This is a genomic window from Vibrio profundum (assembly GCF_050337555.1).
Classification (GTDB): domain Bacteria; phylum Pseudomonadota; class Gammaproteobacteria; order Enterobacterales; family Vibrionaceae; genus Vibrio; species Vibrio profundum.
In genome coordinates, this window is the sequence record NZ_JAKJTA010000003.1 from 492992 (window position 1) to 506449 (window position 13458).

A 13458-nucleotide genomic window follows, 5' to 3' on the forward strand; every position below is an offset into this window, starting at 1 on the left:
GTGTCCATTTCTCCAAATAGTAATGGGCATGGAGCCCTATGCACATTTTTGAGAGTAATAAAAGAACCTTATTATTGATTTGTATTTTTATAATAACGTCAAGGCGAATAATTTAAGCCGAAAACTATTGAAGCGTGAAGTTTATATAGACAACGTTCTGGAGGAATAATGACAAGTTATGATTTTATTATTGTCGGCGGTGGCTCTGCTGGATGTGTATTAGCGGCAAGGCTTACAGAAGACCCAAATATTACTGTGTGCTTGCTAGAAGCCGGTGGCAAAGATACTAGCCCATTAATTCATACTCCGATCGGCTGCGCTGGCATGATTCCAACTAAAATTAATAACTGGGGTTTTGAAACTTCACCCCAATCAGGGCTGAACGGTCGGAAGGGGTATCAGCCACGAGGTAAAACTTTGGGTGGTTCTAGCTCTATTAACGCCATGATGTATTGTCGAGGCCACAGATACGACTATGACTTGTGGGCAGAGCTGGGTAATCAAGGTTGGAGTTACAAAGAGTGCCTACCTTATTTTAAAAAATCTGAACACAATGAAGTTCACGACAACCAATACCATGGACAAGGAGGACCATTGAATGTCGCTAACTTGCGCTCTCCAAGTGAATTGTTAGAACGCTATCTTACCGCTTGTGAGTCAATTGGAATCCCCCGTAATCCGGATATCAATGGCAAAAATCAGTTTGGTACTATGGTGACCCAAGTGACTCAACATAACGGCGAGCGTTGTAGTGCCGCAAAGGGATACCTCACTCCAAATTTAGCACGCGCTAACCTCACTGTAATCACGAAAGCGACCACACATAAGGTTTTGTTTGAAAACAAGAAAGCGATAGGTGTTGAATATGGAAAGAAGGATAAAAAACTCCATATTTATTGTACGAAAGAAGTCATTCTGTCCGCAGGCGCATTTGGCTCGCCACAAATATTATTATTGTCGGGCATCGGTGCAAGAAAAGATATTAGCCCTCACGGGATTGAGCATGTGCATGAGCTCAACGGTGTGGGAGAAAACCTCCAAGATCATATTGATCTTGTTCATAGTTTCAAAACCGACGCAAAAAAAGAAACGTTTGGCTTTTCGTTCAAAATGATGACAGAAATGGGAAAAGCTTGGCCTCAGTGGAGGCGTCACAGAAAAGGGAAGATGACCAGTAATTTTGCTGAAGGGATAGCTTTTTTAAGATCTTCTGATCGGGTACATGTCCCTGATCTTGAGCTTGTCTTTGTGGTCGCAGTGGTCGACAACCACGCTCGGAAAATACATGCTAACCATGGTTATAGTTCCCATGTCACTCTGTTGAGACCTAAAAGCACAGGTACCGTTAAGTTGATCAGTTCTAATCCTTATGACTCCCCACATATCGACCCTAAATTCTTTTCTCATTCTGAAGATATGAAGATCATGATTCGAGGGTGGAAGAAGCAACATCAGATGCTCAATAGCAAAGCCTTTGATGAAGTGCGTGGTGACGAACTCTATCCAGTTGACCCTAATGATGAATTAGCCATAGAACAAGACATACGCAATCGCGCCGATACTCAGTATCACCCGGTAGGGACATGTAAAATGGGGACACAGAATGACCCTTTTGCCGTCGTTGATAGTAGCGGTAGTGTACATGGAGTGACTCAACTGAGAGTGGTTGACGCTTCTATCATGCCAACGCTAGTAGGAGGTAATACCAATGCACCGACTATTATGATCGCAGAAAAAATCGCTGATGCGATCAAACAAACGTTACGTACTAAAAGTGAGGTTTAATAATGAAAGGGTATACCTGATTTCAGGTATCAGTGGCTGGCGACAGGCTGGTTACTTTCTGAGTAGTTTATGTTGGCATTCCTTTAATGCTTCATCGTAATTAAAAAATATTTGCATTGTACTCTCTGGGTCAATGCCTTGTTTGGCTGAAAACTCTTGAAGTTTATTTGCGTAGACGACGGCGAAAAAAATACAATTGTGCTCGCTACACCATTTTATTAGAACATTGTTTGCGTCCCACAGCTCTGCAGGTCCGATATTCCAACGGCGAGAGTCGACAAGAGCCACCCAAGGAACGGTGTCTTGGTCTGTTGAGTTGAGTAGCCGTTGTTTTAGTTCCTCAAACCAAGCCATACTCGTTTCCGTGTTCGTTGAGCCGATTACTTCTGAATGCAGAAACCGGTCATCGAAGCTCATTGTCCAGTTTCCATGTATGTTTTTATTGACCATACCACACTCTCCGTTTCTACCCGTTATGCGTGAGTATAGCGTGGAGGAAAAATTTCGGGTGTAGTCGTCGGGTTAAAATAGACAAATGAGAGGTGTTATGTTCGGTGTGGACAGAGTAAATCAGTAAAGATACGAGCAGCAGCTGAAGTGGTTTCAGCTGCTGCTCGTTGTGATAAGTGGATGGTTATTATGAATCGGTGGCTATTATTTATGGGGCGCTACTGTGCCAAATTGCTTAGCAGCATAAGCGACGCGTTCCGCGGGCTTAGGGTATTCTAAGCTGGCTCCGAGTGATTCGATATGATGTAAACGAGGGAGCAAGCCAGCGCCGTTGGCGATTTGGATAGCAAGGCCCGGGCGAGCATTTAGCTCTAATACCATTGGGCCTTCTTCTTTATCGAGCACCATATCGGTGCCCATGTAGCCAAGTCCTGTCATTTCCCATGCGCCGCAGGCGAGGGTAAGCAGTTTTTGCCAATGGGGAACTTCTAAGGTTAATAAGTCTTTATCAGTATCAGGGTGATGAGTAATCGGGCGGTCGTATTGCACCGCGCGAATGGCTTTGCCAGTAGCAATATCCAGCCCGACACCGACTGCACCTTGGTGCAAGTTCGCTTTGCCGTCTGAGGCGGCCGTTGAGCAGCGCATCATGGCCATCACAGGGTAGCCTTTAAAGACGATGATTCGGACATCGGGTACGCCTTCGTAGCTAAAGCCTTTGAAGCAGTCATCAAACTTAATCAAGTTTTCAACGATGGCCACATCGTTTCTTCCGCCAAGAGAAAATAGCCCAGCCAACGCGTTGGAGACGTGGCGCTCAACATCTTGTTTGTTGATCACCTCACCAGAGGGCTTGGTATATTGGCCGTCTTTGTGCGATAGGATGACTAGAATGCCTTTACCGCCACTGCCATGCGCGGGTTTAATCACAAAACCCGGCCAGCTTGAAACCATTTTGTGAACGGTTTTAACTTCGGCTTGGTGGCTAATTACCCCAATTAATGCCGGTACCGTACAGCCCGCCTGTTCGGCGAGCAGCTTGGTTTTGAGTTTGTCATCCACCATTGGAAACTTCGAGCGATCATTATATTGGCCAATATAATGATTGTTACGCTGGTTCATTCCTAAAATGCCTTTATGACGCAGCCTAGACGGAGAAGTAAATCGCGAAAACATGCGTTAATCCTCCGTTAGTGGTTTGAAGCGACGTAGCTCAGTTAGGCGGTAGCCAGTGTAGGTGCCAAGCATTAGGATGCCTGCCAGTACGATTAACTGGACTCCAATAAAGTTGAATGTTAGGTGCTGGATATATGGGTTAGTCATGGCAAGGTAAACCAATATCGCCGTGAGTAATGAGCCCCCACCTTGAACAAAGACTTCTTTAGTGCCTTCTTCTTCCCACAAGATAGACATGCGTTCGACCGTCCACGACAATATGATCATCGGGAAGAAGGTGATCGTCATACCTTCGGTGAGTCCAAGTTTAAACGCCAATACGGTGAACAAGGCGATAATCATTATGACGGCAATGATCACCGCTGATATTCGAGCCACGAGGAGCAAGTTAAGTTTGGATAAGTAACTTCGAATGATTAACCCAGTGCCAACAATCAAGAGGAAGCCGACAATACCGGTCAGTAATTGGGTTTGCACAAACGCAACCGCAATAAGTACTGGCATGAAAGTCCCCGAGGTTTTCAAACCAACAATCACTCGCAAAAAGACCACGATGAACGCGCCAATCGGAATGAGCATGATGGTTTTAAACATCGATTGCTCTTCAATCGGTAGTGTATGGATTGAAAGGTTTAATAGGCCATCGGCTTCCACTTTTTCTGTGGTCGCAGCTTGTGCTGTTACTTTTTGCTCGATCATCGAGAAGTGGACTTGGCTGTTTTGCCCGCCCACAACATCCAAGAGAGACACGTTAGACTCGTCCCAAACCAGAAGGTTAGGGTTAAGTTGCTGTTCCACCGAATTTGGGTTGAATAGTTGCCACTCACTGCCGTTCCACACTTCATTCATGTGCTGCAGTTTTTGGCGGCGGCGGCCATCTTCCAGTTGGATAACGCCCACGACTTTATTGGGGATTTGCGCGTAAGAAAGCAGTTTATGAACCGCTTGAACCTTGTTCATGTCATTAAGTAGTAGCGATGAATTTTGGCTTTCTGTGTCGTTGAGCGCTTTGATAAGTTCACGAGTAAAAGTCATGTCATCGGCGGACAACTTATTGGCTTGGCTGATTAGAGACATCGCCGCGGCTTCGGCAGGGCCGTCGAATGTTGGCTTTTGGATGTCACCTGAGGGTGGGGTTGTGTCTACTTTGGCGTGTGGGTCGACGAGAAACTGGGTTTTATAGTAAATAGTTTGCGGCCCTTTCGCGTGTCGTACGGTCCAGTCGGCTCGTTCACCAGAATCGGACTGTACATACGAAACACCGTAGCCCGGTGATGAGGAAGAACGGGCAACACGTGTATAGCCATGCTGAGTATCTGGGATCGCCAGGGAGATGGAAACAGGCTTATCTAAGGCTGAAAACTCAACACGTGCTTCCACATCCCACACCTGTCTGCTTTCTCCCGGTAGCCATGGCACACCATAATGTTGATGTCGGAATACGCTGAGTAAAATGCCCGCCCCCACCAATAGGAGTATTGACAGGTAAAATGGGATTCGTGATGTCATAAGCGTCCTTCTTATTTTTGCTTATTGTCTGTCTGGATAAATTGACGGCTGATATCAACGACGGCGATATCTCGCAGGAACTCACGACCCAACAAAATTGGATATTTCATCTGAGTTCTATCTGCTAAGTTGAATTGCACTTTTTCGTGGATTGAGCCCACTTTAATCCAAAGCTCAACCACTGGTCGTCGTTGTGGTTTTTCCATATTTGTCTGAATAATCTTAACATGCCTAAGAATTGGCGCTTCTATCCAATTCTTGTCTTCGGTGGCATTTTCATCATCAAAAAGGTGAAAGCGCACCCAGTGTTGGCTATTTCTTTCAAATTCTTGGATATCGGCGGCATTGAGTGAAGAGGTTGCAGCGCCAGTGTCGATTCGTGCAATGAATGACTGATTCACCGAATCGAAGGATACGCGCTCAAGCTCACCTAAGGTAATTTTCTTCGATGGTGTTTGCTCACCTGACATCGGCTTTTCCTTTGTCGTTTTGGCTGTCGCGGTTACAGGCGTAGCTGGGCGGTTCATCGCTTCGGTGTGGTAAGTGCTAAGCTGGGTTTTCAGCGCTTCAACGTTTAAGTTGAGCGATGCCAGCTGCTGATCTTGTTGGCTCAGCTGTAAACTCAGTTCATTCATCTTGTTATTAACGTTCTTTTCAGAAGTGTGAATTGCGTTGAGATTTTGCTGGTGGTATTGCGTGCCATTAACCAATGAGCATCCAGAAAGTAAACTGATCGCAGCAAGGGGAATCAATCTCTTAAACATTTATTTCCTTCGACATGGAGGGTAGCGACTTGTGCAGCAGAGTTTAGCCCAGAAAAAAGGATGCGTGAAGCATCCTATTTAGGGTATTCAGGGGTTAAATGATAATTCTTACTTAATATTTACACTAGAATAGCTTTACCCTTCTCAATGGCCAGTTAATCGCCACAGGTTAAGGTTTATTGGCAACCAAAATCGCTCTAAGCGGAGCAGGGTGGCCTTCTACGGTTTTGTTTGGATCGTTCGTATCTAGGTAGTTTGGTAGTGAGTTGTGCGTCATCCATTTTGTGGTGCGTTGTTCATCAGTTGAGGTGAGGTTTTCATCAACGATACGCACGTTAACAAAGCCGCACTTTTCTAGCCAAACTTTAAGCGCTTTTGCCGATGGGAAGAAGTAGACATTGCGCATTTGTGCGTAGCGGTCGACGGGCACCAGAACCGCATTCTCATCACCAGGGATCACTAGGGTCTCTAGGACCAGTTCCCCACCAGAGGCCAATTGGTCTTTGAGTTGCATGAGGTGATCGAGCGGTGAGCGGCGATGATAGAGGACGCCCATACTAAACACAGTATCAAATGCTTCGAGTTTTGGTAGTTGTTCGATACCGAGTGGCAGTAGATGAGCGCGTTGATCGTTACCCATCAGTTTGCGAACGGCTTCAAACTGCACCAAAAATAGGTGAGATGGGTCGATACCGACACATAAACGTGCTTGTTCGCCAAGCATACGCCACATATGGTAGCCGTTACCACAGCCAACATCCAAAACCGCACGATCTTTCAGTGGCGAGATATGAGGTAAAACGCGATCCCACTTCCAGTCACTGCGCCATTCCGTATCGATATGAATGCCATGCAAGTTGTATGGGCCTTTGCGCCAAGGGTGGAAGGTCATCAGTAGGTTCTCTAGCTTCTTCGCTTGACCTACGTGCATAGCTTCATTGTTGTGCAACGACACTTCATCTTTTAGTTCGATGTTATCAGGTGCTTCAACCGGGAATTTGTTGAGCGCGCGCAGCCACCTTGACATGTCGCCATGCTCAGAGTTGTTCCAGTCGGTGAGCTGCTGTGGAAGAGTATTGAGCCAAGGCTGAAGACGAGTATCTTGGGCAATCAGCTGATAAAAGTTAGCGAAATCGAACATTTTAGCAATTCTTAGTTAGTAAAAGTTTTCAGGACATATAAGCGGTTGACGTACAACTACTTGATGGCGAACATCGAGCCGAAGTTAAAGCATTGAAACCAAACTTCATTGCTTGAGAAACCGATGTTTTTTAGGCGCTCACGGTGCGTATCAATCGAATCGGGACGCATGACATTTTCAATCGCGCTGCGCTTTTGGCTCACTTCTAACTCGCTGTAGCCATTGGCGCGCTTAAAGTTGTGGTGTAAGTCAATTAATAGCTCATTAGCCATATCGTTTTCGAAAGTGTATTTCTCAGACAAGATCAGCACCCCGCCTGGGCGCAACCCTGCGTAAATCTTTTCTAACAAAGTTTGTCTATCGTCAGGGGCTAAGAACTGCAGAGTAAAGTTCAGCACAACCATAGAGGCATTTTCGATGGTGACGTTGCGAATATCCGCTTCGATGACGTCAACGGGCGTGTCTGAGCGGTATGCGTTGACATGCAAGGTGCAGCGCTCCACCATCGCTGGCGAGTTATCGACGGCAATGATTTTGCAGTTTTCTGCTTTAATATGGCGGCGCATAGATAGGGTTGCGGCTCCCAAAGAGCAGCCGAGATCATAGACGAGGCTGTTTGGGGCTACGTAGCGTTCCGCTAACATGCCAATCGCTGAGATGATGTTGCTGTAGCCCGGCACCGAACGCTGAATCATATCTGGAAATACCTCAGCCACTTTTTCATCAAAGGTAAAGTCACCAATCTTATTAATTGGCGCTGAGAAAATGGTGTCTTTTAGGCTCATCAGTTTGTCTCGTTGGCTATGGCTACATGTGTTTTGCTGTGTAATGTATCAGCAAACATAAAGGGCGGGTATTTTATGAGAACTTAGAGCTTTTGTCATCTTTCACGTGCAAACGGCTAAAACATATCTAACTGAGAAGAAGGCGGCTTGGCAGGGAAAGGCGCTAAATCTGGCAAAGTAATTTGCCGTTGAAGCTCGGTATACAGACGTTCGGCGAGAATCGGCGCTTCGATATTATCGGGCGTATGGATCATTACATACGGCTGTTTGCCTTGCTGTATCCATGCCGAGAGCTTATTTAACCAAGGTGCAAAGTAGCGTGAGTTTTTATCCAAATCGGGGTGACCGATAAATCGGATCATCGGGCGGCTAGCGGTGGCAATGGCGTGCACTGGCACTCGTGGTTTCTTTTTCTGCGCATCAATAATGGTCTCGTTGTCAGGTGTCGCCGCAAACACGGGCCGGCTGTCCATGATAATTCGGTCGTGGCCGGATTCGACTAACCATTGGTTGAGCTGTTTTTCATGCTCACCTTTAGCGAAAAAAGCCATGTGTCGGACTTCAATGCCCAGTGGGAAATCGGCTGGAAATTTGGCGCAGAAGGTTTTCAATCGATCTAAGTGTTCAGGGCCAAACGTGGCAGGCAGCTGAATGGTCCATTGGCCAATACGCTTGTGCAAGGGCTCCATGATGCTCAGAAACTGATTCAGCTCACCAGAAGGTGTAGCCAGTAATTGCTGGTGGGTAATGGCCTTAGGCAGTTTAAAGGTAAAGCGAAAATCATCGTGTGTTGCGGCGCGCCAATTGTTAACGGTGGCGGATGATGGCGTGGCATAAAATGTCGTATTACCTTCCACACAGTGGAACACCTGAGCATATTTTTCTAATCGTTCTGCCGTTTGAGTCCCTTTGCCGTAGAAAGATTGTTGCCACTGAGAATGTGACCACATAGTAAGGCCTAGCCTTAAAGGTAAATCAGACATAACAATTTATCACACAAGAAAAGATGGCAAACACTGTACTGGAATTTTGAATCCCTGAACATTTTAACGCTATAATCGCCCCCAGTTTTTATTCGCTTTAAAATAGTTGGGGTATAGGGTTGCTCTCTTATCCACCAGTTAGAGCGAAAAATCAATAAACTTTACCGCTGAAGGTCGATTTTCGACGGCTTTCCGCGTATAAACGAAGGTTTGGTTTGCCTATTCGTTTTCGGATGGCAAAAGCAGACAGATTTAATCAAATAGAAGTTGGGAAATTCATTATGCGTACCCATTACTGTGGTCACCTGAACAAGTCCCTTGTCGGACAAGAAGTAGAGCTTTGCGGCTGGGTAAACCGCCGTCGTGATTTAGGCGGTCTAATTTTCATCGATATGCGAGATCGTGAAGGCGTCGTTCAAGTTGTGGTCGACCCAGATATGGCTGATGCGTATGAAGTAGCAAACCAGCTGCGTAACGAATTTTGTATCAAGCTGACGGGTGAAGTGCGCGCTCGTCCTGATAGCCAAGTGAATTCAGGTATGGCAACGGGTGAAGTTGAGCTGCTGGCGAAGTCGCTAGAAATCATCAACCGCGCTGACGTATTGCCACTGGACTTCAACCAAAACAACAGTGAAGAACAGCGCTTAAAGTTCCGCTACCTTGACCTTCGCCGTCCTGAAATGAGCGATCGCATCAAGTTGCGTGCAAAAGCTTCTAGCTTTGTTCGTCGTTTCCTAGACGACAACGGTTTCTTGGATATTGAAACTCCAGTGCTGACCAAAGCTACTCCAGAAGGCGCGCGTGATTACTTGGTACCAAGCCGTGTTCACAAAGGCAGCTTTTACGCGTTGCCGCAATCACCTCAGCTGTTTAAGCAGTTGTTGATGATGTCTGGTTTTGATCGCTACTACCAAATCGTAAAATGTTTCCGTGACGAAGATTTGCGTGCTGATCGCCAACCTGAATTTACCCAAATCGATATCGAAACGTCTTTCATGAGCGCTGACCAAGTGCGTGCAACCACTGAGAAGATGGTTCGCGATATGTGGCATGAGTTGCTAGATGTAGACCTAGGTGAATTCCCAATCATGCCATTTAGCGAAGCTATTCGTCGCTTTGGTTCTGATAAGCCAGATCTACGTAACCCAATGGAATTGGTTGACGTGGCAGATCTTGTCAAAGACGTTGAGTTCAAAGTGTTCGCAGGTCCTGCGAACGATGAAAAAGGCCGCGTAGCGGTTCTACGAGTACCGGGCGGTGCTAAGCTGACTCGTAAGCAAATTGACGCTTACGGTGAGTACGTTGGTATTTACGGCGCGAAAGGTTTGGCATGGATGAAGGTTAACGACCGTGCTGCTGGCCTAGAAGGCGTGCAGTCTCCAGTGGCTAAATTCCTAAACGCTGATGTAGTAGAAGGCATTCTTGCGCGCACTAACGCTGAATCAGGCGACATCATCCTATTTGGCGCAGATAAAGCAAACACTGTAGCAGAAGCGATGGGCGCGCTACGCCTGAAAGTGGGCAAAGATCTTGAGCTAACCGACGAGTCAGTATGGGCGCCACTTTGGGTTGTTGACTTCCCAATGTTTGAAGAAGATGGTGAAGGCAACCTACACGCTATGCACCACCCATTCACTTCGCCACTAGGCGTGACAGCGGAAGAGCTGAAAGCGAATCCAGCAGCTGCGAACTCAAACGCCTACGATATGGTTATCAACGGCTACGAAGTGGGCGGCGGTTCTGTTCGTATCCACAATGCAGAAATGCAAGCTGCGGTATTTGATCTTCTAGGCATTGAGGCGGACGAGCAGAAACTGAAATTCGGTTTCCTACTAGACGCACTTAAGTTCGGTACACCACCACACGCAGGTTTGGCATTCGGTCTAGATCGTTTGGTGATGCTGTTATGTGGAACAGATAACATCCGTGATGTTATCGCGTTCCCGAAAACAACAACAGCATCGTGTCTACTGACCAATGCACCAAGCGAAGCGAATCCAGCCGCGCTTGAAGAGCTAGCAATCACAGTGACAAAAGCTCAAGAGAAATCTGCCGAGTAGTCATCAATTGCACGCTCTATGCTGTAAGTAATAAGTAAATAGAGCATATAAATCAACGCCAGCGACTACTCGCTGGCGTTGTTGTTTGTGCAGCAGACAAGGATGGAAATTAGGTAATCTCATTTGCGAGTCAAATGATGAGAAACTAAACTTTACCCTAAACCATAGGGGTACTGTGTCGTGAAAATAGCCCAACTAGTACTGCTGGTCAGTTTAATTTCCGCGCCCATATATTCAGAAGACACGCCTAAAAGAATTGTGCTTGCAAATCCAGGCGACTCATTGCCCATGACAATAAGCGAAAATGTACTAAAGGTAGCTTATCAAAGGCTTGGGATTGAATTAGAGTTTGTTGATTTACCTCCAAAACGTTCTCTCGTGCAATCAAATCGAGGAAAATACGATGGTGAGGTAAGCAGAGTTTGGACAATCACTAACTACTTCCCTAACTTAGTGAGAATACCGACACCGGTAAATTATATCGAACAAGTTCTCTACTCGACTCGCAAACTGGATGTTATCTCTTGCGAGGGGCTCGCAAATTTCAGTGTTGGGATCAGGCGGGGAGTTAAACACGCCGAAGAATGTAGCGTGTACGCTCGGAAAGTTCTCATGTTTAACGATACCAACCACATGATGAAAGTTCTTAATGCAGAGCGGATAGATTTGGTCATCAACGCTAGACTTCATGGATTGCCATATGAGGAAAATGCACACTTCCCAAAAGTGATGCTCATTGAGCCACCATTGAAGCGGATAAATTTGTACCATTATCTTCATAACTCTAACACTATGTTAGTGGATGAACTCGATAACGTAATCAGTTTAATGGATAAATCGGGTGAACTTGAAGCTATACGAAAACAGACGGTACTCGAACATAATTCTAGCGATCTTAAATGATGTATTAGGTGTATGACTTTCTCCCAAACAGGACTGAACAATAATCCACTGAAAAATGACACTGATGATGGGCCATACTAAACTTCATGTGCCATTCCCAACTGTTTTCACCTACAAATTCACTTCAATAAGCGTCTAACATCAGTGGCGCAGTTCATAACCTTCAAACAAGCTATTAGTGCTTCTCTTTAAATGGAGAGGTTACTTTTCAATAGTTAAGAAAATAGAAGAGATCATAAAGCAGATTCCCCCTAGCGCAGTCGTGGCTAACGAGCCGCCGAGTATTATAGGAAATGTGATAAAAGATGGTATCGCCATGAATGCAGACACCATAAAGAAAAGGCATCCCCACAAATTGAAGATAGAAATCAGTGAGGATAGTGTACGTTTAGGCCAATAATGAATTTTAGCATCGCTTTCTATGATGACTAAATAGCCAGAAATTAAGAATAATATCGATCCTATTAAATCTGGAACCCAGTACAAGAACCAAGTGATATGACTTGAGGGGGGAAGCAGAGTAGAAAACGTGGAAACATTAAATAATACAGTGCCTAAAAACTGAGTGAACGTGGACCAAAAACCAATACGGTGCGGCTGAATAGCAAACCATTTCCAATCTTTCCAATTCGGTGAGATGTCGACACTTTCTGTTCCATTGATCGCTTGTAAATATTGAGCGTACGCAGCAGAGGTAAAAAAGATAGAGCCATAAAAGAAAATGGTATTAATATCGATATGAATGGAAGTTGTAATCCATCTCAGTTGCAATCAACTGGCAAAAATAAAATGCCCAGCGCCGATGATGAAAAGTGCTGCAATAGGCAAGTTAAGAAGCACTAGCGGGTTCGCTGTTTCTAAGTGCTCATTGCCAATTAAGTTGAAGCCTTTTCTATGACGCCTTGCGTTCCACGTTTTTACTTTATTGCCTACCAATAGTTTCAACTCAACATAAAAGTGGCGAAAACGTTTATGTTCATGGTGCTGGTATTGTTTGTCAAAGTGGGGATAGTGGAATTTCATTCTTAAATACACGACTAGTTTTGAACTAGGGAAAACTGATGACTAAAATTATCGATAACCTAGTTAGAGTTGTAGTAAGAGTACAGGAAATCTCCAGTCATCAAAATGCTTAAATGGGTTCTATTACAAAGTTTATGCTTAATGTTCAGGCAACTACCTCGAGACACGCTTATCCTGCGAGAGCGTATGTAGATCGCCAGTGAGTATGGGGAAGGAGTGTTCTTCCCCATTTTATGTTTATTTGATAAGGAAATCGTCCAGACTTTTTTCTGAATCTAGCTGAGTTTGAATAGCGGTAGGAACGCGGCCTTGCCCAGTCCATGTCCTTTCGGTGCCAGAAGAATCAACATATTTATATTTTGCAGGCTTAGGCGCTCGTTTGACTTTTTTCTTCGTTTCTCCAGAGAGAGTATTTAAGAGCGCTTGTATATCGATCCCGTCTTTTGAAATTTGAGACGTAATTGCGGCGAGCTTGGCTTGTTGTTCCGCTTTTTCTGCTTGTGCTTCAGCTTCAGCGTTTTGGCGTTCATCGACAACAGTCATTAGCTTTTCAAATGCTTCTTCTAATTGCTCTAAAGATAGATCGCGTGAATAAGCTCTTAGCGAGCGGAGGTTTAGCAGAGTTTTTAATTGTTCGTTCATTTTAACTTTAATTATTCTTTATTTATGGAGTGAACGGAGCCTAAGAGCCCCGTTCTTTTTCTTCTGCATTTTCAGCTATGCAGTTGACGATTGTTTGCTTAAAGTATGTCGCTTTAGATGCGTGTACTAGCAAACGAAATCGGGGGAGGCGTATTCTCGCAAAATATCTTAGTTTCTTCCACATCAAATGCTTAATACCCGTTATAGAAACAAGTTGAAAAGCTCTCCCGACTTGAA

The 13458-nt window shown here is 45.2% G+C and carries 13 protein-coding genes; 3 read left to right on the plus strand and 10 right to left on the minus strand.

Annotation, left to right across the window (positions count from 1 at the left end):
• Positions 1-168: 168 nt before the first annotated feature.
• Positions 169-1785, plus strand: a complete 1617-nt coding sequence (locus tag L4C34_RS02210; RefSeq protein ID WP_428787698.1) for a GMC family oxidoreductase — start codon at positions 169-171, stop codon at positions 1783-1785.
• A 51-nt stretch (positions 1786-1836) separates the two neighbouring features.
• Here the strand turns inward: L4C34_RS02210 and L4C34_RS02215 are convergent, their stop codons facing one another.
• The 7 genes from L4C34_RS02215 to L4C34_RS02245 form a co-directional block, all read right to left on the minus strand.
• Complete coding sequence (locus L4C34_RS02215) at positions 1837-2235, minus strand: hypothetical protein (protein ID WP_428787699.1); 399 nt, start codon at positions 2233-2235, stop codon at positions 1837-1839.
• A gap of 204 nt (positions 2236-2439) precedes the next feature.
• The gene (locus tag L4C34_RS02220) at positions 2440-3411 is read right to left on the minus strand and encodes an alpha-L-glutamate ligase-like protein (protein WP_428787700.1); all 972 of its coding nucleotides are present in this window, start codon (positions 3409-3411) and stop codon (positions 2440-2442) included.
• Between the two features lie 3 nt (positions 3412-3414).
• On the minus strand, positions 3415-4920 hold the full coding sequence (locus L4C34_RS02225; RefSeq protein ID WP_428787701.1) for an inactive transglutaminase family protein: 1506 nt from the start codon (positions 4918-4920) through the stop codon (positions 3415-3417).
• Between the two features lie 11 nt (positions 4921-4931).
• Entirely contained in the window at positions 4932-5684 is a 753-nt protein-coding gene (locus tag L4C34_RS02230; protein WP_428787702.1) for an ATP-dependent zinc protease family protein, read from the minus strand.
• 169 nt (positions 5685-5853) lie between these two features.
• Positions 5854-6825, minus strand: coding sequence for a tRNA 5-methoxyuridine(34)/uridine 5-oxyacetic acid(34) synthase CmoB (gene cmoB / locus L4C34_RS02235; protein ID WP_428787703.1), 972 nt, complete (start codon positions 6823-6825; stop codon positions 5854-5856).
• Between the two features lie 56 nt (positions 6826-6881).
• Positions 6882-7610: a carboxy-S-adenosyl-L-methionine synthase CmoA gene (cmoA, locus tag L4C34_RS02240; protein WP_428787704.1), complete on the minus strand. Its 729-nt coding sequence runs from the start codon at positions 7608-7610 to the stop codon at positions 6882-6884.
• Positions 7611-7726: 116 nt separating this feature from the next.
• Positions 7727-8593, minus strand: a complete 867-nt coding sequence (locus L4C34_RS02245) for a DUF72 domain-containing protein (RefSeq protein ID WP_428787705.1) — start codon at positions 8591-8593, stop codon at positions 7727-7729.
• A 281-nt stretch (positions 8594-8874) separates the two neighbouring features.
• On the opposite strand from L4C34_RS02245, the gene aspS reads away from it, so the two are divergent.
• On the plus strand, positions 8875-10653 hold the full coding sequence (gene aspS / locus L4C34_RS02250; RefSeq protein ID WP_428787706.1) for an aspartate--tRNA ligase: 1779 nt from the start codon (positions 8875-8877) through the stop codon (positions 10651-10653).
• A gap of 288 nt (positions 10654-10941) precedes the next feature.
• On the plus strand, positions 10942-11556 hold the full coding sequence (locus tag L4C34_RS02255) for a substrate-binding periplasmic protein (RefSeq protein ID WP_428787707.1): 615 nt from the start codon (positions 10942-10944) through the stop codon (positions 11554-11556).
• A gap of 201 nt (positions 11557-11757) precedes the next feature.
• On the opposite strand, the gene L4C34_RS02260 is transcribed toward L4C34_RS02255, so the two are convergent.
• From L4C34_RS02260 to L4C34_RS02270, 3 genes are all read right to left on the minus strand, one after another.
• Positions 11758-12327, minus strand: a complete 570-nt coding sequence (locus L4C34_RS02260; RefSeq protein ID WP_428787708.1) for a hypothetical protein — start codon at positions 12325-12327, stop codon at positions 11758-11760.
• On the minus strand, positions 12328-12579 hold the full coding sequence (locus tag L4C34_RS02265) for a hypothetical protein (RefSeq protein ID WP_428787709.1): 252 nt from the start codon (positions 12577-12579) through the stop codon (positions 12328-12330).
• A gap of 237 nt (positions 12580-12816) precedes the next feature.
• On the minus strand, positions 12817-13221 hold the full coding sequence (locus tag L4C34_RS02270) for an H-NS family histone-like protein (protein WP_428787710.1): 405 nt from the start codon (positions 13219-13221) through the stop codon (positions 12817-12819).
• Positions 13222-13458: the final 237 nt, after the last annotated feature.

Bases quoted from the DNA above. Each gene is read 5' to 3' on its own strand.
- L4C34_RS02245 (WP_428787705.1), bottom strand. From the start codon at position 8,593: ATGTCTGATTTACCTTTAAGGCTAGGCCTTACTATGTGGTCACATTCT.
- L4C34_RS02210 (WP_428787698.1), top strand. From the start codon at position 169: ATGACAAGTTATGATTTTATTATTGTCGGCGGTGGCTCTGCTGGATGT.
- L4C34_RS02255 (WP_428787707.1), top strand. From the start codon at position 10,942: ATGACAATAAGCGAAAATGTACTAAAGGTAGCTTATCAAAGGCTTGGG.
- L4C34_RS02220 (WP_428787700.1), bottom strand. From the start codon at position 3,411: ATGTTTTCGCGATTTACTTCTCCGTCTAGGCTGCGTCATAAAGGCATT.
- L4C34_RS02225 (WP_428787701.1), bottom strand. From the start codon at position 4,920: ATGACATCACGAATCCCATTTTACCTGTCAATACTCCTATTGGTGGGG.
- cmoA (WP_428787704.1), bottom strand. From the start codon at position 7,610: ATGAGCCTAAAAGACACCATTTTCTCAGCGCCAATTAATAAGATTGGT.
- L4C34_RS02270 (WP_428787710.1), bottom strand. From the start codon at position 13,221: ATGAACGAACAATTAAAAACTCTGCTAAACCTCCGCTCGCTAAGAGCT.
- aspS (WP_428787706.1), top strand. From the start codon at position 8,875: ATGCGTACCCATTACTGTGGTCACCTGAACAAGTCCCTTGTCGGACAA.
- L4C34_RS02215 (WP_428787699.1), bottom strand. From the start codon at position 2,235: ATGGTCAATAAAAACATACATGGAAACTGGACAATGAGCTTCGATGAC.
- L4C34_RS02265 (WP_428787709.1), bottom strand. From the start codon at position 12,579: ATGAAATTCCACTATCCCCACTTTGACAAACAATACCAGCACCATGAA.
- cmoB (WP_428787703.1), bottom strand. From the start codon at position 6,825: ATGTTCGATTTCGCTAACTTTTATCAGCTGATTGCCCAAGATACTCGT.
- L4C34_RS02230 (WP_428787702.1), bottom strand. From the start codon at position 5,684: ATGTTTAAGAGATTGATTCCCCTTGCTGCGATCAGTTTACTTTCTGGA.